The sequence below is a fragment of the Paracoccus beibuensis genome, from assembly GCF_026162625.1.
GTDB lineage: Bacteria > Pseudomonadota > Alphaproteobacteria > Rhodobacterales > Rhodobacteraceae > Paracoccus > Paracoccus beibuensis.
Genome location: NZ_JAOTBD010000011.1, coordinates 45,108 through 65,130 on the forward strand (window position 1 = coordinate 45,108; position 20,023 = coordinate 65,130).

The 20,023-nt window shown below is 67.6% G+C and carries 20 protein-coding genes; 10 read left to right on the plus strand and 10 right to left on the minus strand.

The window, feature by feature from the left end:
* The first annotated feature begins 40 nt into the window (after nucleotides 1-40).
* The 4 genes from OC159_RS09420 to OC159_RS09435 all read left to right on the plus strand — a co-directional run bounded on the left by OC159_RS09420 (nucleotide 41) and on the right by OC159_RS09435 (nucleotide 4,137).
* Nucleotides 41-1,222, plus strand: a complete 1,182-nt coding sequence (locus OC159_RS09420) for a sugar phosphate nucleotidyltransferase (protein ID WP_265500895.1) — start codon at nucleotides 41-43, stop codon at nucleotides 1,220-1,222.
* Nucleotides 1,215-3,287: a glycogen debranching protein GlgX gene (gene glgX, locus OC159_RS09425; protein WP_265500896.1), complete on the plus strand. Its 2,073-nt coding sequence runs from the start codon at nucleotides 1,215-1,217 to the stop codon at nucleotides 3,285-3,287. Before OC159_RS09420 ends, glgX begins: the two co-directional genes overlap by 8 nt.
* Nucleotides 3,288-3,329: 42 nt before the next feature.
* Nucleotides 3,330-3,734 (plus strand): DUF2934 domain-containing protein, encoded by a 405-nt coding sequence (locus OC159_RS09430; RefSeq protein WP_265500897.1) that lies wholly within the window; start codon nucleotides 3,330-3,332, stop codon nucleotides 3,732-3,734.
* 112 nt (nucleotides 3,735-3,846) lie between these two features.
* Nucleotides 3,847-4,137, plus strand: a complete 291-nt coding sequence (locus OC159_RS09435; RefSeq protein WP_265500898.1) for a hypothetical protein — start codon at nucleotides 3,847-3,849, stop codon at nucleotides 4,135-4,137.
* Between the two features lie 12 nt (nucleotides 4,138-4,149).
* Here the strand turns inward: OC159_RS09435 and OC159_RS09440 are convergent, their stop codons facing one another.
* From OC159_RS09440 to OC159_RS09470, 7 genes are all read right to left on the minus strand, one after another.
* Entirely contained in the window at nucleotides 4,150-5,616 is a 1,467-nt protein-coding gene (locus OC159_RS09440; protein WP_265500899.1) for a mannitol dehydrogenase family protein, read from the minus strand.
* A gap of 75 nt (nucleotides 5,617-5,691) precedes the next feature.
* A complete protein-coding gene (locus OC159_RS09445) occupies nucleotides 5,692-6,696 on the minus strand; it encodes an ABC transporter ATP-binding protein (protein WP_265500900.1) in 1,005 nt (334 codons plus the stop codon).
* Nucleotides 6,697-6,706: 10 nt separating this feature from the next.
* A complete protein-coding gene (locus OC159_RS09450) occupies nucleotides 6,707-7,531 on the minus strand; it encodes a carbohydrate ABC transporter permease (RefSeq protein ID WP_265500901.1) in 825 nt (274 codons plus the stop codon).
* A 10-nt stretch (nucleotides 7,532-7,541) separates the two neighbouring features.
* Nucleotides 7,542-8,411 carry a carbohydrate ABC transporter permease gene (locus OC159_RS09455; RefSeq protein ID WP_265500902.1) on the minus strand — a complete coding sequence of 290 codons (870 nt, stop codon included), beginning with the start codon at nucleotides 8,409-8,411 and terminating at the stop codon, nucleotides 7,542-7,544.
* A gap of 59 nt (nucleotides 8,412-8,470) precedes the next feature.
* Nucleotides 8,471-9,796, minus strand: a complete 1,326-nt coding sequence (locus tag OC159_RS09460; protein ID WP_265500903.1) for an ABC transporter substrate-binding protein — start codon at nucleotides 9,794-9,796, stop codon at nucleotides 8,471-8,473.
* A gap of 129 nt (nucleotides 9,797-9,925) precedes the next feature.
* Entirely contained in the window at nucleotides 9,926-10,882 is a 957-nt protein-coding gene (locus tag OC159_RS09465; protein ID WP_265500904.1) for a sugar-binding transcriptional regulator, read from the minus strand.
* Nucleotides 10,879-11,538 carry an HAD family hydrolase gene (locus tag OC159_RS09470; protein WP_265500905.1) on the minus strand — a complete coding sequence of 220 codons (660 nt, stop codon included), beginning with the start codon at nucleotides 11,536-11,538 and terminating at the stop codon, nucleotides 10,879-10,881. The genes OC159_RS09465 and OC159_RS09470 overlap by 4 nt, the downstream gene beginning before the upstream one ends.
* Nucleotides 11,539-11,676: 138 nt before the next feature.
* On the opposite strand from OC159_RS09470, the gene OC159_RS09475 reads away from it, so the two are divergent.
* The 6 genes from OC159_RS09475 to OC159_RS09500 all read left to right on the plus strand — a co-directional run bounded on the left by OC159_RS09475 (nucleotide 11,677) and on the right by OC159_RS09500 (nucleotide 16,376).
* The gene (locus OC159_RS09475) at nucleotides 11,677-12,693 is read left to right on the plus strand and encodes a nucleotidyltransferase family protein (protein ID WP_265500906.1); all 1,017 of its coding nucleotides are present in this window, start codon (nucleotides 11,677-11,679) and stop codon (nucleotides 12,691-12,693) included.
* A gap of 390 nt (nucleotides 12,694-13,083) precedes the next feature.
* Nucleotides 13,084-14,031, plus strand: coding sequence for a nucleoside hydrolase (locus OC159_RS09480; RefSeq protein ID WP_265500907.1), 948 nt, complete (start codon nucleotides 13,084-13,086; stop codon nucleotides 14,029-14,031).
* A gap of 57 nt (nucleotides 14,032-14,088) precedes the next feature.
* The gene (locus OC159_RS09485; protein WP_265500908.1) at nucleotides 14,089-14,427 is read left to right on the plus strand and encodes an FAD-dependent oxidoreductase; all 339 of its coding nucleotides are present in this window, start codon (nucleotides 14,089-14,091) and stop codon (nucleotides 14,425-14,427) included.
* Entirely contained in the window at nucleotides 14,396-15,187 is a 792-nt protein-coding gene (locus OC159_RS09490) for an FAD-dependent oxidoreductase (protein WP_265500909.1), read from the plus strand. The genes OC159_RS09485 and OC159_RS09490 overlap by 32 nt, the downstream gene beginning before the upstream one ends.
* A gap of 156 nt (nucleotides 15,188-15,343) precedes the next feature.
* Nucleotides 15,344-15,898 carry an AarF/UbiB family protein gene (locus tag OC159_RS09495; protein ID WP_265500941.1) on the plus strand — a complete coding sequence of 185 codons (555 nt, stop codon included), beginning with the start codon at nucleotides 15,344-15,346 and terminating at the stop codon, nucleotides 15,896-15,898.
* A gap of 223 nt (nucleotides 15,899-16,121) precedes the next feature.
* Nucleotides 16,122-16,376, plus strand: coding sequence for a hypothetical protein (locus OC159_RS09500; RefSeq protein ID WP_265500910.1), 255 nt, complete (start codon nucleotides 16,122-16,124; stop codon nucleotides 16,374-16,376).
* On the opposite strand, the gene OC159_RS09505 is transcribed toward OC159_RS09500, so the two are convergent.
* Genes OC159_RS09505 through ku form a run of 3 tightly spaced genes read right to left on the minus strand, consistent with a single transcriptional unit; the run spans nucleotide 16,373 to nucleotide 19,942 of the window.
* A complete protein-coding gene (locus tag OC159_RS09505; RefSeq protein WP_265500911.1) occupies nucleotides 16,373-16,639 on the minus strand; it encodes a hypothetical protein in 267 nt (88 codons plus the stop codon). The genes OC159_RS09500 and OC159_RS09505 overlap by 4 nt on opposite strands.
* A 17-nt stretch (nucleotides 16,640-16,656) precedes the next feature.
* Nucleotides 16,657-19,077, minus strand: a complete 2,421-nt coding sequence (gene ligD, locus OC159_RS09510; protein WP_265500912.1) for a DNA ligase D — start codon at nucleotides 19,075-19,077, stop codon at nucleotides 16,657-16,659.
* Between the two features lies 1 nt (nucleotide 19,078).
* Complete coding sequence (gene ku / locus OC159_RS09515; protein ID WP_265500913.1) at nucleotides 19,079-19,942, minus strand: non-homologous end joining protein Ku; 864 nt, start codon at nucleotides 19,940-19,942, stop codon at nucleotides 19,079-19,081.
* Between the last annotated feature and the right edge of the window lie 81 nt (nucleotides 19,943-20,023).

Sequence of the window (20,023 nt, forward strand, 5' to 3'; positions counted from 1 at the left end):
CGCCGCCCCAGATCAACCTTCAGCCCCCGAGGATGTCGCCGTGCCCGCCAAGCATCACCACCCTGACAACCGCCCGATCATCCTCGACGACAGCCGGGAAAAGCACCCCAGGACGCCCCCGCTGGATCTTGCGACGATCCTGCTGGCGGGCGGCAAGGGCACACGGCTGCACGAGCTGACAGCCACCGACAGCAAGCCGGCGGTGCATTTCGCGGGGGCGAACCGGATCATCGACTTTGCGATGGCGAATGCGGTGCGGTCGGGCATCCGGCGCATGGTCGTGGCCACCCAGTATGCGCCCGAAACGCTGCACGACCACCTGCCCAAGCGCTGGTCGGGGCACCTGGACCGTGGTGGCCTGCAGTTGCGCGACGGTCAGGGCCGATACCTGGGAACCGCTGATGCGGTGCGGCAGAACTGGGCGGACATGCAGGAGATGGACGGCGACGAGGTGCTGGTCCTGGCCGCCGACCATGTCTACGACATGGACTACGGTGCGCTTCTGGCCGCGCACCAGGCACAGGGCGCGGGGGTCACCGTGGCGGTGGACGTGGTCCCACTGGCCGAGGCACGCGGCTTTGGCGTCATGCAGGCCAACGCGTCGGGGCGCATCCTGTCCTTCCTCGAAAAACCAAGCCAGCCGCCTGCAATCATCGGCCGGCCCGACCGTGCCATGGTGTCCATGGGGATCTACGTCTTCTCGAAGGCTTGGCTGCAGACTGCGCTGTTCGACATGCCGGTCGAGGCGCTTGATTTCGGCCACGACGTCATTCCCGCGGCCGTGGCGCAGGGGGTCGCGGCCGTCTGGCAGCTGCCCTCCGGTCCCTGCGGCGAAAGTTATTGGCGCGACGTGGGGACGCTGGATTCCCTTCGGCTGGCGCAGCTGGACTTTGCCATGGGGCAGCCCGCGCGCCTGCCGCGGGCCTGCCCGGCGACCGACTGGCACCTGGGCCGGGGCAGCATTGCTATGCCGGGCGCGATCGTTCCCACCTCGGCGCGGCTCTCCTGCACCATCGTCGCGGCAGGCGCGCGTGTCCCCGACGGCCTGACCACCGGAGAGGACGCCGACGAAGACGCCCGCTGGTTCACCCGCAGCCCTGGTGGTACCGTGCTGATCACGCAGCCCATGCTGGACCGCCGTGCCGCCCATCGCCGCAGCCGGATTTCCCTTGCGCCGGCCCGAACGACGCTTTCCCTGAACAGACGAGGACTTCATGCGTGACGCCAGCCGCCCTCCCGCCTTCGACATCTCGGGGGGGCGATCCGACCTTCTTGGGGCCGAGTTCTTCGGAGAAGGGACGAATTTCGCGCTTTATTCCGAAAATGCCACCAGCGTCGAACTGTGCCTGTTCGACTCCACCGGCAAGCAGGAGCTTCACCGACTGCCGCTTCCCGAAATGGAGGGCGGCATCTGGTTCGGCTACCTGCCGGGCATCATGCCGGGGCAGGTCTATGGCTATCGCGTCCACGGCCCCTACGAGCCGACCGAAGGCCACCGCTTCAACCACAACAAGCTGCTGCTGGACCCCTATGCCCGTGAGCTGCGTGGAGAGATCATCTGGGATGATGCGCTGCACGGCTATACCATCGGTGAGGATGACCTGAGCTTCGACGAACGCGACAGCGCGCCCTTCATGCCCAAGGGCGTGGTGGTGGATTCGGACTTCGACTGGGACAGCGACCGCGCGCTGCGCACCGGCTGGAACGAGACGGTGATCTATGAAGGCCACGTGAGGGGCCTGACGCAGCGCCACCCTCAGGTGCCCGAGGACCTGCGCGGCACGTTTCAAGGCCTTGCCACCGATCCGATCATCGAGCACCTGAACGAGATCGGCGTCACCACGCTGGAGCTGCTGCCGATCCACGCGTTTGCCAACGACCGCTATCTGGTCGAAAAGGGGCTGTCGAACTATTGGGGCTATTCGACCCTGTCCTTCTTTGCGCCCCATGCGCCCTATCTGAAGTCCGGCCAGATCCGCGAGGTCAAGGAAGCCATCCGCCGCTTCCACAAGGCCGGGATCGAGGTGATCCTGGACGTGGTCTTCAACCACACCTGCGAGGGGTCGGAATTGGGCCAGACCTTGTCCTTCCGCGGCATCGACAACGCGTCCTATTACCTGCTGGCTGAAGACAAGCGCCACAGCTTCGACACGACCGGCACCGGCAACACGCTGAATGTCGCCCATCCGATGGTGCTGCGGATGGTGATGGACAGCTTGCGGTACTGGGTGCAGGTGATGCATGTCGACGGCTTCCGCTTCGACCTCGCCTCGACCCTCGGCCGCGAGGCGGAGGGCTTCGAGCGCGACGGCAGCTTTTTCAACGCCATCCGCCAAGACCCCATCCTGTCGGGCATCAAGCTGATCGCCGAACCTTGGGACGTGGGCGACGGCGGCTATCAGGTCGGCGGCTATCGCTGGCCGTTCCGCGAATGGAACGACAAGTTCCGCGACGACACGCGCGCCTTCTGGCGGCGCGATCCGGGGATGCTTGGGCCGATCTCGGAACGGCTCTATGGCTCACCCGTGCAGTTCAACCACAGCGAGCGACCGGCGACGTCATCGGTGAACTTCGTGGCGGCGCATGACGGTTTCACGCTGTGGGACACCGTCAGCTATAACGACAAGCACAACGAGGCCAATGGCGAGGACAACCGCGACGGCCACGACCACAACATCTCGGACAACATGGGCACCGAGGGCCCGAGCGAGGACGAGGCGGTCGACACCGCCCGCCTGCGCCGGGTCCGCGGGATGCTGGCAACGGTGTTTCTGTCGCAGGGCGTGCCGATGATCCTGGCGGGCGACGAGCTGGGCCACAGTCAGGGTGGCAACAACAACGCCTATTGTCAGGACAACGAGATCAGCTGGCTGAACTGGGACGCCGGCCGCGCCGATGTGCGCGACGCCGTCCAGGCGCTTGCCGCCTTCAGGGCCGAGATCGGCCTGTCGCATTCGCGCTTTGCCGCAGGACCCGAGGATGCGCAGCCGGGTCAGCCGGTCAGCCAGTGGCTGCATCCGCGCGGCGACGCCATGGGCGAAGGCGACTGGTCGGATGGCGAACAGCGCTGCCTGGGGCTGATGCTGAAATCGGACGACATGCCGCAGGTGCTGATCATCGTGAACGCCGGCGACGACATCGACTTTGACCTGCCCGAGGGCACGTGGCGGCGGCGGATCGACACGGCCGAAGCCGTCGTGGCCTGTGACGAGCCGGTGGAAGGCACGCTTCCCCTGGCGTGGCAGAGCGTGGTGGCCCTGGTGAAGGCGCCGCAGGAACAATCATAGGCGGTCCCGGTTCCGGGCGCGCCGAAAGAGATGGAGGACGACATGGACAGGAATGAACGCATCAGGGCCCGCGCGCACGAGATCTGGGAAAGCGAGGGCTGCCCAGAGGGCCGCGAGTCCGAGCACTGGATGCGTGCCGAGGCCGAGATCAGCGACGAGGAAGTCGCCGAAGGCCCGCAGGGCGCGGTGACGCTCCGCGATGCCGGTGCCGACGTTGACGGGACAGAGGTTCCGGCCGAGGAAGCCGGCGTAACCTCGATCGACAATCCCGTAGAGACCGACGACCTGATCGCGGCGGAACGGTCGGACATGGCGTCGGGCGATCTTGATGCGACGCCTCCGGCCGAGGAACAGACGGCTGCCAAATCGGCTGCGCCCAGGAAGCGGGCCGCGGCGACGAAGCCCCGCGCAACCAAACCGCGGGCCAAGCGGACTCCTACCGAATAGGTCACGACGGTCCCGGGCCCCGATCGGGCGCCGGGGCCATTGGTTGCGCGGAACAAAGCGCGTGCTGCCATGTTGAACGCGCCACGGCATCGGCCGCAGAAGGGGCAGACCAATGACAACCAACGACCCACGTCCATCCGACGGTGCAACCCACGAAACCCCGCAGGTCCATGGCAGCCATGGGCCGGTCGATCCGTCCAGCGGCGACCCTATCACACCTGGTCAGGCGCAGGTCGGCGAGGCGGGCATCGACCGCTCGGCCGGAGAGACCGGCGCGCCGAGCGACATGGACTATTATCGCACTACGCAGAAGACGGGGGCACGGCTGGCCCTTGGGACCATCGCCATCCCGGTCGTCCTGGTCATCGTGGTCGCCATCGCCATGATCCTGCTTCGGCCCTGACCGCGGCCGGCGTCAGCCGATATAGCGCGCCAGCATCGCACGGACGCCGTCCCGATGCAGGCTTGCCAGCGCGGCGGCAAAGGCAGTCACCAGCGTCGCGTTGTCGCCGAGGTCGCCGAAGACAGCGCGGTTGTCCAGGAACGCCTGAGGATTATCACGCGCGGCCTGGGCATGCGCTTTGAGGACAGCATGGCTGTCGTCGTTCGGCGCCATCGCCTCTCCGGCCTCGGTTGTGCCCTCGCAATAGCGGCACCAGAGTGCAAGCTCCAGCGCCAGCCCGTCGATCGGCGCGCCGGCCGCCAGACGGTCGCGCAGCGTCGGCAGGATGAACTTGGGCTGGCGGTTCGACCCGTCGAGGCACAGCCGCGGGATCGTGTCGCCGATCTGCGGGTTTGAAAAGCGAGACACGATCAGGCCCAGGTACTCGTCGTAGCTGACGCCGGGGATCGGCTGCAGCGTCGGAATGATCTCTCGCGTTTCCAGCGCCCGTAGCCAAGCGGCGATCTGGTCGTCAGCCATCGCGTCATGCACGAAGTGATGCCCCAGCAGTGCCGAGGCATAGGCGATGGCCGCATGCCCGCCGTTCAGGATGCGCAGCTTCATCAGCTCGTGACGGGTCACGTCCTCGACGAACTCGACGCCGACGGTTTCCATCGCGGGGCGGCCTTGGGGAAAGCGGTCCTCCAGCACCCATTGCCGGAACGGTTCGCAGACGACCGGGGCCGCGTCGCTGATCCCGAAGCGGTCACGCACCAGCGCGCGCTCGCGGTCCGAGGTCGCTGGCGTGATGCAGTCGACCATGCCGCAGGGGAAGGCCACGTTGGCGGTGATCCAGTCGGCAAATGCCGGATCGGACAGCCGCGCCAGGCCGACTACCGTGCGGGCGCAGACATGGCCGTTTTCGGGCAGGTTGTCGCAGGACAGGACCGTGACGGGCGGCACGCCCGCGGCCCGCCGCGCCCGCAGCGCCGCAAGGATCATCCCGAAGACGCTACGCGGATCGTCCGGATGTTCGGCGTCATGGACCATATCGGGATGCGTGGCATCGAAGTCGTCCGTCTTGGCGTCGACATAGTATCCGCCCTCGGTGATGGTCAGCGAGACGATGCGGATCGCCGGATCGGCCATGGCCGCGATCGTTGCGGCCGGATCCACGTCCACGAAGTCGATCATGGACCCCAACACCCGCGCCGACAGGCCCTCGGGGTCAAGTTCGACCAGCGTCGTCAGCCAGTCTTGCGCCCGCAGGCGGTCACGCATCGCCGCATCGCCCGGGCGCACGCCGGCGCCGACCAGCGCCCAGTCATGGCCTTGGCCCGACTGGAACAGCCGGTCGAGATACCAGGCCAGGTGCGCGCGGTGAAAGTTGCCGACGCCCACATGCAGTATGCCGCGGGTCAGCGCGGCGCGGTCATAGCCGGGGCGGGCGACCTCGTCGGACAGATGGGGCAGGGCGGCTTGCGTCAGGGGGGTGGCCATGGCCGGACCTCTTGTCAGGGCGCCACCGGCGCGTGTCTGGCGCGGGGCAGGGTCTATCGGGCAGCGGTGGACGGATCAGGCGATCCGGTCGCCGCGCGCGTCGAAGCGGTGCATCTCGGCGATGTCCGGGGTCAGCCAGACCGTGTCGCCGTGGTGCAGGTCAATGTTTCCGCCGGCGCGGACGGTGATCGTTTCGGCCAGGCCCGTGTCCTCGACATAGAAGAACGTGTCGCTGCCCAGGTGCTCGCTGACGCCGATGCGGCCCTTCCACCTGCCCTCGGTCCCCGAAACGGCGATGTGTTCGGGACGAACGCCGATGGTGGTGGCGCCGAATTCGGCCGCGGTGGGGCCCTCGATCAGGTTCATCTTCGGGGACCCGATGAAGCCCGCGACGAACAGGTTCTTCGGCGCGCGATAAAGCTCCATCGGGCTGCCGACCTGCTCGATCCGGCCGGCCTGCAGGACGACGATCTTGTCGGCCATGGTCATCGCCTCGACCTGGTCGTGCGTGACATAGATCATCGTGGTGTCCAGGCGGTTGTGCAGCTCGCTGATCTCCAGCCGCATGCCGACGCGCAGGGCGGCGTCGAGGTTCGACAGCGGTTCGTCGAAAAGGAACGCGGAAGGCTCGCGCACGATGGCGCGGCCGATGGCGACGCGCTGGCGCTGGCCGCCCGACAGCTGCCCCGGCTTGCGGTCCAGGTAGTTCGTCAGGTTCAGGGCCTTGGCCGCGGCCTCGATCCGGCGGTCCTGTTCGTCCTGCGGCACCCCCGCCATGCGCATCGGGAAGGCGATGTTCTTTCTGACCGACATGTGCGGATAAAGGGCGTAGGACTGGAACACCATCGCAAGGCCGCGCTTGGCGGGGGGCGTCGCGGTGGCGTCCTGCCCGTCGATCAGGATGCGCCCGCCGGATGTGTCCTCCAGCCCCGCGATCAGGCGCAGCAGGGTCGATTTGCCGCAGCCCGAGGGGCCGACGAAGACGACGAATTCGCCGTCGTTGATGTCCAGGTTCAGGGGCGGGATGACCTCGACATCTCCGAACCGCTTGGTCACGTTTTCCAGGGTGATGCGTCCCATGGTCGTCCCCTTATTTCACCGCGCCGAAGGTCAGGCCGCGGACAAGTTGTTTCTGGCTGAACCAGCCCAGGATCAGGATCGGCGCGATGGCCAGGACGGACGCCGCCGACAGCTTGGCCCAGAACAGCCCCTGCGGGCTTGAGAAGCTGGCGATGAAGGCGGACAGCGGCGCCGCGTTGGTTGTCGTCAGCTGGATCGTCCAGAACGCCTCGTTCCAGGCCAGGATGACGTTCAAGAGCAGCGTCGAGGCGATGCCCGGGATCGCCATCGGCGTCAGGACATGGATGATCTCGTCCCGCAGGGTCGCGCCGTCCATGCGCGCGGCCTCCAGGATCTCGCCGGGGATCTCTCGGAAGTAGGTATAGAGCATCCAGACCACGATCGGCAGGTTGATCAGCATCAGCATGACCGTCAGGCCGATCCGCGTGTCCATCAGGCCGGTGCGCAGGAAGATCAGGTAGATCGGCACCAGCACCGCCACGGCGGGCATCATCTTTGTGGACAGCATCCACATCAGAATGTCCTTGGTCCGCTTGGTGGGCGAGAACGCCATCGCCCAGGCCGCGGGGATCGCCACGACCAGCGCCAGCAACGTGGAGCCGATCGACAGGATCACCGAGTTGGTGAAGGGCTTCCAATAGTCGTTCTGGGTCTGGACGGCGCGAAAGCTTTCCAGCGTGAAGGACGGGATCAGGTCAAAGCCTGCAATGGCCTCCTGTTCCGATTTCAGGCTGGTGATGATCGTGTAGAGGATCGGGAAGAAGATCAGCAGGGCGACGATCCAGGCGGCGACGGTATAGCCGACCTTGGCGCGGGATGAGACGGCGCGGGCCATGTGATGCTCCTCAATCCAGGTTCTTGCCGACGGCGCGCATCAGGAAGATGGCGACCAGGTTGGCCAGGATCACCGCGATGATCCCCCCGGCGGCGGCACCGCCGATGTCGAAGTTCAGCCGTGCGGCGCGATAGATCAGGTAGGTCAGGTTGGTCGAGGCATTTCCTGGACCGCCGTTGGTCGTCACCAGGATCTCGGCATAGATGCCCAGAAGGAAGATCGTCTGGATCAGGATCACCACGGTGATGGCGCGGGCCATGTGCGGCAGCGTCAGGTGGATGAAGCGCGACAACGCGCCGGCGCCGTCCATCTCGGCCGCTTCCATCTGTTCGCCGTCCAGCGATTGCAGCGCGGTCAGCAGGATCAGCGTGGCGAAGGGCAGCCATTGCCAGGCCACGATGATGATGATCGAGGTCAGCGGGAACTGCGCGAACCAGTCCACCGGCTGCGCGCCGAAGAACTTCGCGATGTCGGCGAAGACGCCATAGGAGGGGTGCATGATCATGTTCTTCCAGATCAGCGCCGCGACCGGCGGCATGACGAAGAACGGCGAGATGATCAGGATCCGGACGATCCCCTGTCCCCAGATCGGCTTGTCGATCAGCAGCGCGATGGCGATGCCGCCCACGACCGTGATGACCAGGACGCCCAGCACCAGCACCAGCGTATTGCGGATCGCGTCGAAGAAAGCCGGATCCGTATAGAAATAGCGATAGTTGAACCAGCCCGCCCAGCTTGTGCCCGCCGGGTTCAGCAGGTTGTAGTTCAGGAACGAATAATACAGCGTCATCCCCAGCGGGACGATCATCCAGATCAGCAGCAGGATGATTGCGGGTGCGCGCATCAGGCGCGCAAGACTTGCGGTCTGGCGGGTGGCCATGGCTTGCGTCCTTGCGATGGGGAGGTGCGCCGCCCCGAACCGGGACGGCGCGGAACCGCTTACTTAGGATAGCCCGCCCGGGCCATTTCGCGTGCCGTCGCGGATTGCGCTGCGGCCAGCGCATCATCCGCCGACGTCTGACCCGCCAGCGCGGCCGAGAAGGTCTGCCCGACCATCGTGCCGATGCCCTGGAATTCGGGGATCGCGACGAATTGGCCGCCAGTGTACGGGATGTCCTGGACCGAGGCCTTCTGCGTATCGGCCGAATTGATCGCTTCCAGCGTCATCGCGGCAAAGGGCGCGGCCTCCTGGTATTCGGGGTTCTCGTAGAGCGAGGTCCGCGTGCCCGGAGGTGCGGCGCGCCAGCCTTCGGCCTCGGCCACCATGTTGGTGTATTCCTTGCTGGTCGCCCATGCCACGAAGGTCTTGGCGGCGTCCTGCTTCTGGCTGGAGGCCGGGATCGCCAGGTTCCAGGCCCAGAGCCAGTTGCCGTGGTTGTCGACGCCTTCCTTGTTGGGGAACTGCGCAAAACCCACGCTGTCGGCGACAGTTGAGTCCTCGGGGTCGGTCACGAAGCTGGCGGCGACGGTGGCGTCGATCCACATGCCGCACTTGCCCTGCTGGAACAGCGACAGGTTCTCGTTGAAGCCGTTGGACGACGCGCCCGGAGGCCCGTATTCGTTCATCAGCGTCAGGTAGTCGGTCAGCGTTTCCTGCCATTCGGGGCTGTCGAACTGGGGCGCCCAATCGGCGTCGAACCAGCGCGCGCCATAGCTGTTGGCCATGGCGGTCAGGAACGCCATGTTTTCACCCCAGCCCGGCTTGCCGCGCAGGCAGATGCCATAGACCTCGTTGTCCTTGTCGGTCATCGCCTCGGCGGCGGTCTTGATATCGGTCCAGGTCGGGTTGTCGGGAATGGTGACGCCTGCGGCCTCGGCCAGGTCGGTGCGGTACATCACCATCGCCGATTCGGCATAGAACGGCGCGGCATAGAGCGTGCCGTCCACCGACAGCGCCTCGCGGACAGCGGGGACAAGGTCATCGACGTCGTATTCCGCGGGCAGGTCGTCCAGCGGGGTCAGCCAGTCCTGGCGCGCCCAGATCGGAACCTCGTAGGTGCCGATGGTCAGGACGTCGTACTGACCGCCATTCGTGGCGATGTCGGTCGTCACGCGCTCGCGCAGGATGTTCTCCTCGAGCGTGACCCATTCCAGCGTGATGTCCGGGTTCTTTTCGGTGAAATCCTGAGTCAGCGACTGCATGCGGATCATGTCGCCGTTGTTCACGGTGGCGATCGTCAGCGTCACGGGGTCCTGCGCGGCAGCCGCGCCGCCCACTGCGCACAGGGCCGTAGCGCCCAGAAGGGCGCGGAAAGTCGAGTTCATGGTGTCCTCCCTTGCCGGTTGGGCAATTGCCCCTCCGATGGGCATATATTCGCCTGACATTGCAAGTCTGTCAACATCCCCGGAACCCCCTTTGCCATTCGCACCAAATGAACGGCGAAAGCGGGAGTTTCAGCTCAGCAGACGCTCGGCCATGGCTTCGGAGGTGATCAGGCCGTTGATCAGCCGTCCCGCCAATGCTGCGCGAATCGCCGGCAGCTTGGCAAGGCCCGAGGCGACCGCGACCATCGGCCGTTCCGAGGAATGGGGCAGGGGGGCGGATGCGACGCGGCGGTTGAAGGCACAATCGATGATGTGGCCGTGTTGGTCATAGACCCAGCTGGTGATCTCGCCCACGGCGCCGGCCCCGGACAGTTCGTCCATCTCGGCGCGGGACAGGAAGCCGTCGACATGCAGGGGCGCGGTCAGGTCCATCTGGCCGATGCCGACCAGCGACAGGTCGGCCCGCGCGCAGAGGTCAATGGTGTTCCGCGCGGCCTGCTGCTGCTGCATCGCGGACAGCTCTTGCGTGCTGCTTGCCAGGACGGGCAGGGGATAAGGGAAATGCGGCGCGCCGATCCGCTCGGCCAGGCGGATCGTGGCGTTGTAGGGCGTGGCCGAGCCGTCGGCCATCATGTTGCCAAGCCGGGACACGACGACGTGCTGCGGGCAGGACATGATCGGCAGCTGCTCGACCATGGCGCGAAGGTTGCGGCCGGTGCCCAGGCTGACGATCCTGCGCTCGGGCGATTTCAACACGCGCTCCAGCTCGGCCGCGGCGGCGATGGCGATTCCGGTCAGAAGATCCGGCGCCTCGGGGTCCGAGGGCGCAACCTCGCAGATGCCGAGGTCGAAACGGTCGCGCAGCGCGGCCGCCAGGTCCATGCAGCGGCCGATGGGATGATCCAGCCGGACCTTGACCAGGCGTTCGGACAGGGCCATCGCGACCAGGCGCTGCGCCGTCTGGCGACTGACGCCCATCTTGCGCGCGATCTCGTCCTGCGTGTTGCCCGCGACGTAATAGAGCCACCCGGCGCGGGCGGCATCGTCCAGCCGCGTCGATTCCGGGGTGAAGCGATTCTGGCTCATGCCGGGGCCCCCTCGACCGAGGCCAGAAGGCCTAGGAAGTCGCGCCAGTCGGCAAAGCTGCGGGCGCCGTCGGGGGCGGGCTGGCCCGCCAGATGGGCGCCGCCGGCATAGTGCAGCGCGCGCATCCCTGCGGCGCGAGCGGCCTGCAATCCGGGTACACTGTCCTCGATAACCAGCGCGTGAGCGGGGTCACAGCCCATCCGGTCGGCGGCCAGCAGAAACAGGTCGGGCGCGGGCTTGCCACGTGCCACCTGACTGGCCGTGAAGACATGCGGGCCAAACCGTTCGGTCAGCCCCAGCAGCTGCAGGGTCCGGGCCACGCGCGGCGCGCTGGACGAGGTCGCCACGCAGACCGGCCGGGTCAGCGCCGTCAGCACCTCTCCGATGCGGGGCGTCGGCGTCAGGTCCACAGCGAAGCGCTCCAGCAGGCGGGCACGATAGGTCGCCTCGAACCCCTCGGGCAGGGCGCGGGCGAAGCGGTCGCGGATGCTGGCGGCGACGGTGGGGAAGCTGCGGCCCAGGAAATCGCGCCGGACGTCGTCCAGCGTAATGACGATCCCAAGCTGCGCCAGCTGGTCGATCAGCACCTCGGCCGACAGGATCTCACTGTCGGCGATCACGCCGTCGCAGTCAAAGATGATCAGGTCGATCCGCATTCGTCAGGCCCCTTCAAGACCGGCAGGCATAATCCCGAATCGCGCTGCGGGGAATAGCCGAGGCGCGGGACGGGGTGTTCAACAGACTTGCGATTTGTTGAACATGGCCATATTCAACAGTTGACCTGACTGTTGAACATGACCATGCCGACACGCCATTCCGCCCTTGCCCACGCCGCCTACCACGACCTGCTGCGGTCCCTGCGGGACGAGGGGCTACGCGACCTGCGAGGCACGCCGACGCTGGTGCGCCGCAATGGCCGCGGCTACTGGTACGACAGCTTCCGCGTCGGAACCGAGGTTCGCAAGCATTATCTGGGCGAGGACAGCCCGGACCTTGCCAGCCGCATGCACGCCCTGCGCGACGACCGCGCCCCGGCCGAGCAGCGCCGGCGCGACCGGGCGCGGCTTGTCCGCCTGTTGCGGGCCGAGGGGTTCCTGGGCCTCGACCCGACCAGCGGCAGCCTGATGGCGGCGCTGGCGGCGTCCGGCGTCTTCCGCCTTGGCGGAACGGTGGTCGGCACCCACGCCTTTCGCCTCTACGAGGGTGAACTGAACCTGCGCCTGTCGCTGGAGCAGACAGCCCAGACCGACGACCTGGATATCGCCAGCTTTGAACGGCTGTCGCTGGCGCTGGAGGACGCCGCCGCGCCGCCGGTCCAGCAGGTCTTGGCAGATTTCGACTTTGCCCCCGCCCCCAGTCTGCAACCGGGACGGACGTGGCGATGGCGGCAGACGGCCGGCAATGCGCTGGTCGAGTTCCTGACCCCCTCTTTCGGAGAAGAGGGCCTGCGCGACCTGCCGGCGCTTGGCGTTCAGGCGCAGGCGCTGCACCATCTGAACTACCTGATCGCCGATCCGATTCCCGCCGCGATCCCCTATCGCAGCGGCGTCTTGGTCCAGGTCCCGCGCCCCGAGCGCTACGCGGTCCACAAGCTGATCGTGGCCGACCGTCGCCGGGCCGAGGATCGGATGAAGTCGGCCAAGGATCGTGCGCAGGCCGCCTACCTGATCGAGGCCCTGTCCCAGGACCGCCCGGACGACCTAGCCGAGGCGCTGGACGACGCCCGCGCCCGTGGCCCGCGCTGGCGGGACCGCATCGACGCCAGCCTGGCCCGGATGCCGGACACCGCCGCCCTGCTGGCCGCGCTTTAGTTCCTTCGTCAGTTGCCGCGAGATTGCGCCAGTCAGCGGGCAAGGGCGGTGAAAAACACTTCAAGCTGCGACAACCACCCTAGAGGGCGGCTGCGCTGCACGGCCGTCCGGATTGATCGGCGGCGAGAATGCTCCGGCACGACTGCGCCGAATTGGCGGGCGGCAATGTCTTGAACGTTGAAATCCACAGGCTGCCAGCCGCGGCGGGCAATCGGTGGCAAAACAGGTCGAACCTGACCGGGCGGAGCATTTCGGCCGCCAACGTGCCCGCAGCTGCGACAACACCTGGGTCTGTTCCGGCTGGGGCAGGTGACGCCGACGGGCAGACGCGCTATGACGCCTCGCAGTCAAGGCGACGGAGTCGCTTGGGGAACGAAAGCAGGGTGGCATATGGGCAAGCAAAAGGTCATCTTCGACACCGATCCGGGCGTGGACGACGCGCTGGCGCTGCTCTACCTGCTGCGGCACCCGGAGATCGACCTGCTGGGTGTCACCACCGTCTTCGGCAATGCCCCCGTCACCCTGACGACGCGGAATGCGCGCTTCCTGCTGCGATCCTGGGGCCAGCCGGTCCCCGTCCATCCCGGTGCGGCTGCGGCGCTGACGCCGGACATGCCGCAGGACGACTTCCCCGTCCATATCCACGGCCGCAACGGCCTTGGCGATCATCCCGTGCCCGACCAGCCGACGGACGAGCCCGAAACGGCCAGCCAGTTCCTTGTCGATACGATTCGCGCGCATCCGGGCCAGATTCGCGTGCTGGCCGTGGGCCGGATGACGAACCTTGCCCGCGCGCTGCAGATCGCGCCGGACATCGCGGACCTGGTGCGCGACGTGGTGATCATGGGTGGGGCCTTTCGCGTCCCTGGCAACATCACGCCGGCGGCCGAGGCTAATATCTGGGGCGATCCGCTGGCCGCCGACATCGTGTTCGGCGCCGACTGGCGCGTCACCGCGATCCCGCTGGACCTGACGACGCGGACCTTCATGACGCGGCCGATGCTGGCCCGGCTGGCGCAAGAGGGCGGTCCCGACATGCAACTGGTTGCCGACCTGTCCCAGGGCTATGTCGGGTTCTACAAGCGATCCGGTTATGACGGGATGCTGGTTCATGATTGCTGCGCATCGGTGTTCCTGACCGACCCTGACCTGTTCACCCTGACCGAGGGCGAGGTCCGCGTCCCTTGGGAAGGCATCGCGCTTGGCACCACGATGATGAATCCCACCGACCGCCAGGGGCCGCTGGATGCCTGGGCGGACCGGCCGCGCCAGGCGGCGGCGCTGGACGGGCAGGCCGAGGCGATCCTGGCCCGCATCGCGCAGATCTGCACCGCCTGAACCCAGGGACGAACGGCCGGCTTTGCGCAGCCCGCGTCAAGCTGACCACATGTCGGCATGACCCTGAGCGGGGCAGGCATGGAGGACAGGCTGGACGTCGCGATCATCGGCGCGGGCATCACCGGGATCACCTGTGCGCATGACCTGCAGGCGGCAGAGCTTCGCGTGCGGTTGTTCGACAAGCGGCGCGGCGTCGGCGGGCGGCTGGCGGCGCGCTGGACCGACGGCGGTCTGCGCTTCGATCACGGCGCGACACCTGCAGCCCCGCCACCCCGATTTCCGGACCCCGCTGGGGGATCTGCGCGGCGAGGGCCAGATGGCGGAGTGGGACGAGACTGCGGGCGCGCCGATCGGTGCACCGTCGATGTCGCAGCTGCCGCGCGCGCTGTCGCGTGACCTCGATGTGGTGCAGGGCGCGCGGGTGACGAACCTCGTGCCGGACGGGGGCGGCTGGCGGCTGCGGATCGATGTCGGGGATCACCTGGCGGCGCGGTTGATCGTCGCAATTCCCGCCCCGCAGGCCCGGGATCTGCCGGGCGCGAACAATGCCTTTGCCGCGCCGCTTGCGCAGGTGCATAATCAGGCCAACGTCACCGTGATGGTCGGACTGGACACCTCCGCGCCACGCCCCCTTCGTGACGCGGGACGGGCAGGGGCCTTTGGCCTGAGTTGCGCAGGACGGCGCGAGGCCGGCCGCGGCGGGCCGCCGCTGACGACATGGGTCGTGCAGGTCGACCCGGACTGGAGCATGGCGAACATCGCCCTGCCCTTCGACGGACTAGCCGACAGGTCGCGCCGCTGCTGCAGGCGCTTGGCGCGGAACCGCACCACCTCCGCCACAAGGAGGCGCACCGCTGGCTTTATGCGCGCACTGACCGGCCCCTGGACCAGCCGTTCCTGGCCCACGATGCCGCAGGTCCGTCGGTGGGCGGCGACTGGACCCTTGATCACACGACCGAGGATGACGGGGCCAGCGGCCGCGCCATGGCCGCGCACCTGCTGGCGGGCTGAGGCGATGGCCGATGACCACCGCCCGCGTGAGGGGCGGATGCTGTGGATCGGCGGGCTGACCTCGGGGATCGGCGGGCGGGCGCTGGCGCAGGGGCGCGGCAGATCGTCAGCGGACAGCGGCCGCGAGCGCAGGACCTGCTGCTGACGTCGGCCAACGCGGCGCGACTGACGGCGCAACTGAAGCAACTGAAGCAACTGAAGCAACTGGCGCAGATGCGGGGGCCGCGATGAAGCTGGGACACCTGATTTCGATGGACGCCGGCGATTTCCTGCCGCAGAGCGGGCGCAGATCCTGGCCCGGCTGTATGCCGATGCCGACCCGATGCCGCCCAAGCAGTTGCAGCGGGTGCTTGACTCGGCCTGGGGCGACGGCTGGCCGCGGCAATTCAGCCGGTTCCAGGGTCGCCCCATCGCGGCCGCCTCGATTGGGCAGGTGCACCAAGCGCAGACCAGTGACGGACGCGATCTGGCGACCAAGGGCCAATATCCGGGCGTCAGGGCCAGCACCGACAGCGACATCGCTAACCTGCGCCTTTTGTTTCGCGTACCGGGCGCCGTCCCGCAGGGGATCGACCTGCCCGCCCTGATGGCCGAGGCTCGCCAGCAGTTGCATGCCGAAGCGGATTATACGCAAGAGGCCGCGCAGATGCGCCGCTTCGGCCAGCTTCTGGTGGACAGGCCTGACTCCCGGCTGCCCGCCCCAGACGACCAGTTCTGCACACGCGACACGCTGGCGATGGACTTCATCGACAGTCGCCCTATCGAGACGCTCGTGGACGCGCCGCAGGCGCTGGTGACGGCGTCGGCACCGATCGGGTGCGGCTTGTCATGGACGAGCTGTTCGCCCTCAACCTGATGCAGACCCATCCTTCCGCTGGCAGCCTGACAGCGGGCGCATCGTTCTGCTGGATTCCGGCGCGTCGCGCGGCTTCTCGGACGCCGTCGCACTGCGCTAACTGGCGCTGCTGCGGGCGGCGCTGGCGGATGATGGGGCCGCGATCCCGCGGGCGACCATCGACATCGGCTATCTCCGCGACGACACGGATGCAGATCACCAAGCGCTGCTGCAGGTGATGGATATGGCCTTTCAGCCGCGGCGCCGGAGCGGCGTCTGCGACGTCGCCTCGATCGACATTCCGCAGCGCGTCGCGGAAAAGGCGATGCAGATCGCCCGCAGCCGCCAGCGGGCCGAGATGCCGCCGCCCAAGATCCTGTTCCTGCACCGCAAGTTCGGCGGACTCTACCTGCTGCTGGCGCGGATCGGGGCGGGCGTAGACCTGGACGCCCTGATCGACCCCGACCGGCTGCAGGCCCAGCTGGCGGCGCGGCGCTAGTCGCCCATCTCGTGCAGGCGGTCGGCGACAAGGCGGCGGATCATCAGGAATTCCTCGGCCATGGCGATGCCGGGACCGTTTTCCTCGACGGGGACGGCGCCGGGGTCCTCTTGGCCGTCGCGCATGGTCTCGCGCTGGCTCAGCCAGTCGATCAGCGGCGTACGGGCGGCGGGGTCAAGCGCCGCGACCAGCTTGGCCAGCAGGCGGCGGTGCGCGTCAACCCGCGCCTCCAGCGTTTCGATATAAGCGTGATCGTTGGGCATCGTGGCCTCCTCGTTTCTCAGGCGTCTTTCAGGGCGCGGTCCAGCGCGGCGATGACCTTCTGCGTCAGCCCCTGCGCCGGTGGCGGCGTGACCCCGGCCCAGCCCCGCTTGCAGGCGTCGCGCAGGCTGAAGGGGGCGGGACGACGCAGGCGCGACAGCTCGTCCCAGGTGACGGGGCAGGCGACGGGCGCACCGGGGCGGGCACGGACCGAAAACGGCGCGACCGAGGTCGAGCCGCGCTCGTTTCTCAGCCAGTCGATGAAGATCCGGTCCTTGCGGCGGGCCTTGGACATCTCGGCGGTGAATCGGTCGGGTTCAGACTGCGCGGCCAGTGTCGCGACGCCGCGGGCGAACAGCTTGACGGCTTCCCAGCCCACGCTGCGCCGCAGCGGCACGACCAGGTGGACGCCCTTTCCGCCCGACAGCATCGCCCAGCAGTCCAGCCCCAGATCGGCCAGCCGGTCCCGCAGGTCCATGGCGCCGCGGCGGGTGACGGCAAACCCCAGGTCCTCGTCAGGGTCCAGGTCGAAGACCAGCCGGTCGGGCCGGTCCAGCTTGTCGCGGCGGGCGCCCCAGATGTGAAATTCGACCGTCCCCATCTGCACCGCGGCCACAAGCCCGGCAGCATCCGTTCCATAGGCATAGGGGTGGGGGTCGCCGTCGCTTTCGGCGATTTCGGTCGTCTTCAGCGCATCGGGAAAGCCCTTGCCGGGGTGCTTCTGGAAGAACCGTGGCCCGTCCAGCCCATCGGGCAGGCGCACAAGCGACATCGGGCGGTCCGCAATCTCCGGCAGCATCAGCGGCGCGATGTCGCGGTAATAGCGGGCCAGGTCCGCCTTCGTCACCTTCGCATCGGGAAAGACAACCCTGTCGCCGCTGCTCAGCGCAATGCCGGCGATGTCCTCACGGTCGCTGCTGGTCATGGGCTCCTCCACCTGGACGTGATCGGCGGGCTTGTCGTCGCGCAGGCCCAGGAAGACCGCGTGGCGCAGCCGGCCTTCTCCGGTCGTCTCGGCATAGTCGACTTCGGCCACCAGTTGCGGTTCGATCCAGGTGACACCGCGCGTCCCGGACCTCGGCGCCTCGACCGGCGGCTTCGTGCGCTTCAACGGGGCCATCCGGGCCGCCAGATCGGTCATCGCGTCCTGATCGTAGCCGGTCCCGACCTTGCCCATGTAGGCCAGCGTTCCGCCCTTTCGCGCCGCCACCGCAAGCGAGGCGAAGGGCCGCGCGCGGCTGGAGCTGGCCTGCCAGCCGACGATCACGAATTCGGCCCGTCGGCGGCACTTGATCTTCAGCCAGTCGCGCCCCCGCCCGCCGCGATAGGGCGCGTCGCGGCGCTTGGCGATCACGCCTTCGCCGCCCGCTTCGCAGACCAGGGCGAAGGCCTCGTCGGGCTCGGCGTCGATCACCGGCGACAGGTCCAGCGCGCCCATCGGCGGCAGGGGGGCGAACAGCGTCTCGAGCGCGCGACGGCGGTCGGTCAGCGGCCGCTTGCGCAGGTCGGTTCCGTCAAGCTGCAGCAGGTCGAACGCGACGAAGCCGAAGGGTCCGCCGGCGCCGATGGCGTTCTGCAGCGCGCCGAAGCCCTGCAGGCCCGCGCCGGCCACGATCTCTCCGTCCAGCAGCGCCGAGTTGCAGTCGATGTCGTCGAAAGCCGGCACGATACCGGCAAAGCGGTCGGTCCAGTCATGTCCGTTGCGCGTCCAGACCCGCGTGCCGCCCTTGCCAAGGGCCACCTGCGCGCGATAGCCGTCCAGCTTCAGTTCGTGCCAATGGCTGCCGTTGTCGGCCAGATCGTCCGTCAGCGTGGCCAGCTGCACGGGAACCGGGCGGGGACGTTTGCCGCTGCGGTCGCCTTGGACGGTGGGCTTGTCGGCGGCAATGGCGGCAAAGTTGCGCCCAGTGGCGATGCTGCTGCGATACGTCTCGACCGGGTCGGCGCGGTGCGCGGCATCGTCGTCGGACTTGATCAGCAGCCAGTTCTCGCGCTTGGCGTCGCCCGACTTGCGGCCCTGCATGCGGACCAGGTTCCAGTCGCCGGTCATCCGCCGGCCATGCAGGCGAAATCGCAGATGGCCTTTGGACAGCCCCCGCCCTGCCGGCTCCAGCGGCTGCCACCAGCCCAGATCCCACAGCATGACCGTGCCCGCGCCGTATTGACCCTCGGGGATTCGCCCCTCGAAACGCAGGTAGGAGAGCGGGTGATCCTCGGTCCGCACGGCCAGCCGCTTATCGGCCGGGTCCAGCGACGGCCCCCGCGTGATCGCCCAGCTGAGCAGCACGCCCTGCCATTCCAGCCTCAGGTCCCAGTGCAGCCGCGTCGCGTCGTGGTTCTGGATCGAATAGCGCAGGCCAAGGCCTGACGGTTGCCCCTCGTCCACCGGCTCGGGCGTGGCCGCAAAGTCGCGGCGGGCGCGATAACGGTCGAGGCTCATGTCACGCCGACTTCGGCTTGGGCTTGGCGCGCGGCTTCGTCGCCCGCGCGGGTGCCTTGGCAGACTTGCCGCCATCCTTCTTCAGGCTTTCCTTCAGGGCCGACATCAAGTCGACGACATTTTCCCCCTGTGGACGGCTCTCGGCCTTGTCGCCGGTCTTCGCGCGCGGCGTCTTGCGGTTCTTGCGCTTGGCTTCGATCAGATCGCGCAGCGCCTTGTCATAATTGTCGCGGAAGGCGTCTGCCTTGAACGGCGCGCTCTTGCGGCGGATCAGCTGGGTCGCGACCTCCAGCAGGTCCTCGTCGCTGGTCTGGTCCTCGATCGAGGAAAAGAGCGGGTCCGCCTTGCGCACCTCGTCCTCGTAACGCAGCGTTTCCAGCAAAAGGCCGTCGCCGCAGGGGCGGATGGCGCACAGGTATTCGCGCCCGCGCATCGTCAACTGGCCAAGCGCGGTCTTGCCCTCGGCCCGCAGGGCGTCGCGAACGACGCGATAGGCGTCCTCGGCCAGCTCATCCGTGGGGACGACGTAATAGGGCTTTTCGTAATACAGCGGCGGGATCTCGCACTGGTCCACGAACTGCACCAGCTCCAGCGTCTTCTTGGTCTCGAGCTTGATCGAGGCGATCTCGTCGGGGTCCAGCAGCAGGTAGTCGCCATCGCCGACCTCGTATCCCTTCATGATGTCGTCGCTTTTCACCGGACCGACGCCGGAGACCGACTTCTCGTAGCGGACGGGTTTTCCCGATGGCCCGTGGATCTGCCGGAACGAGATCCGCGCGCCTGAACTGGTGGCGGCGTGCAGCTCGACGGGGATGGCGACAAGGGACAGGCGCAGCTGCCCCTTCCAGACGGCGCGTGATGCCATGGCTGACCTCCGATCTGACAGCGAACGCCGATGGGGGCGGATGGGTTCACGCTGTCGCATCGGTCATGGAACATCACCGCA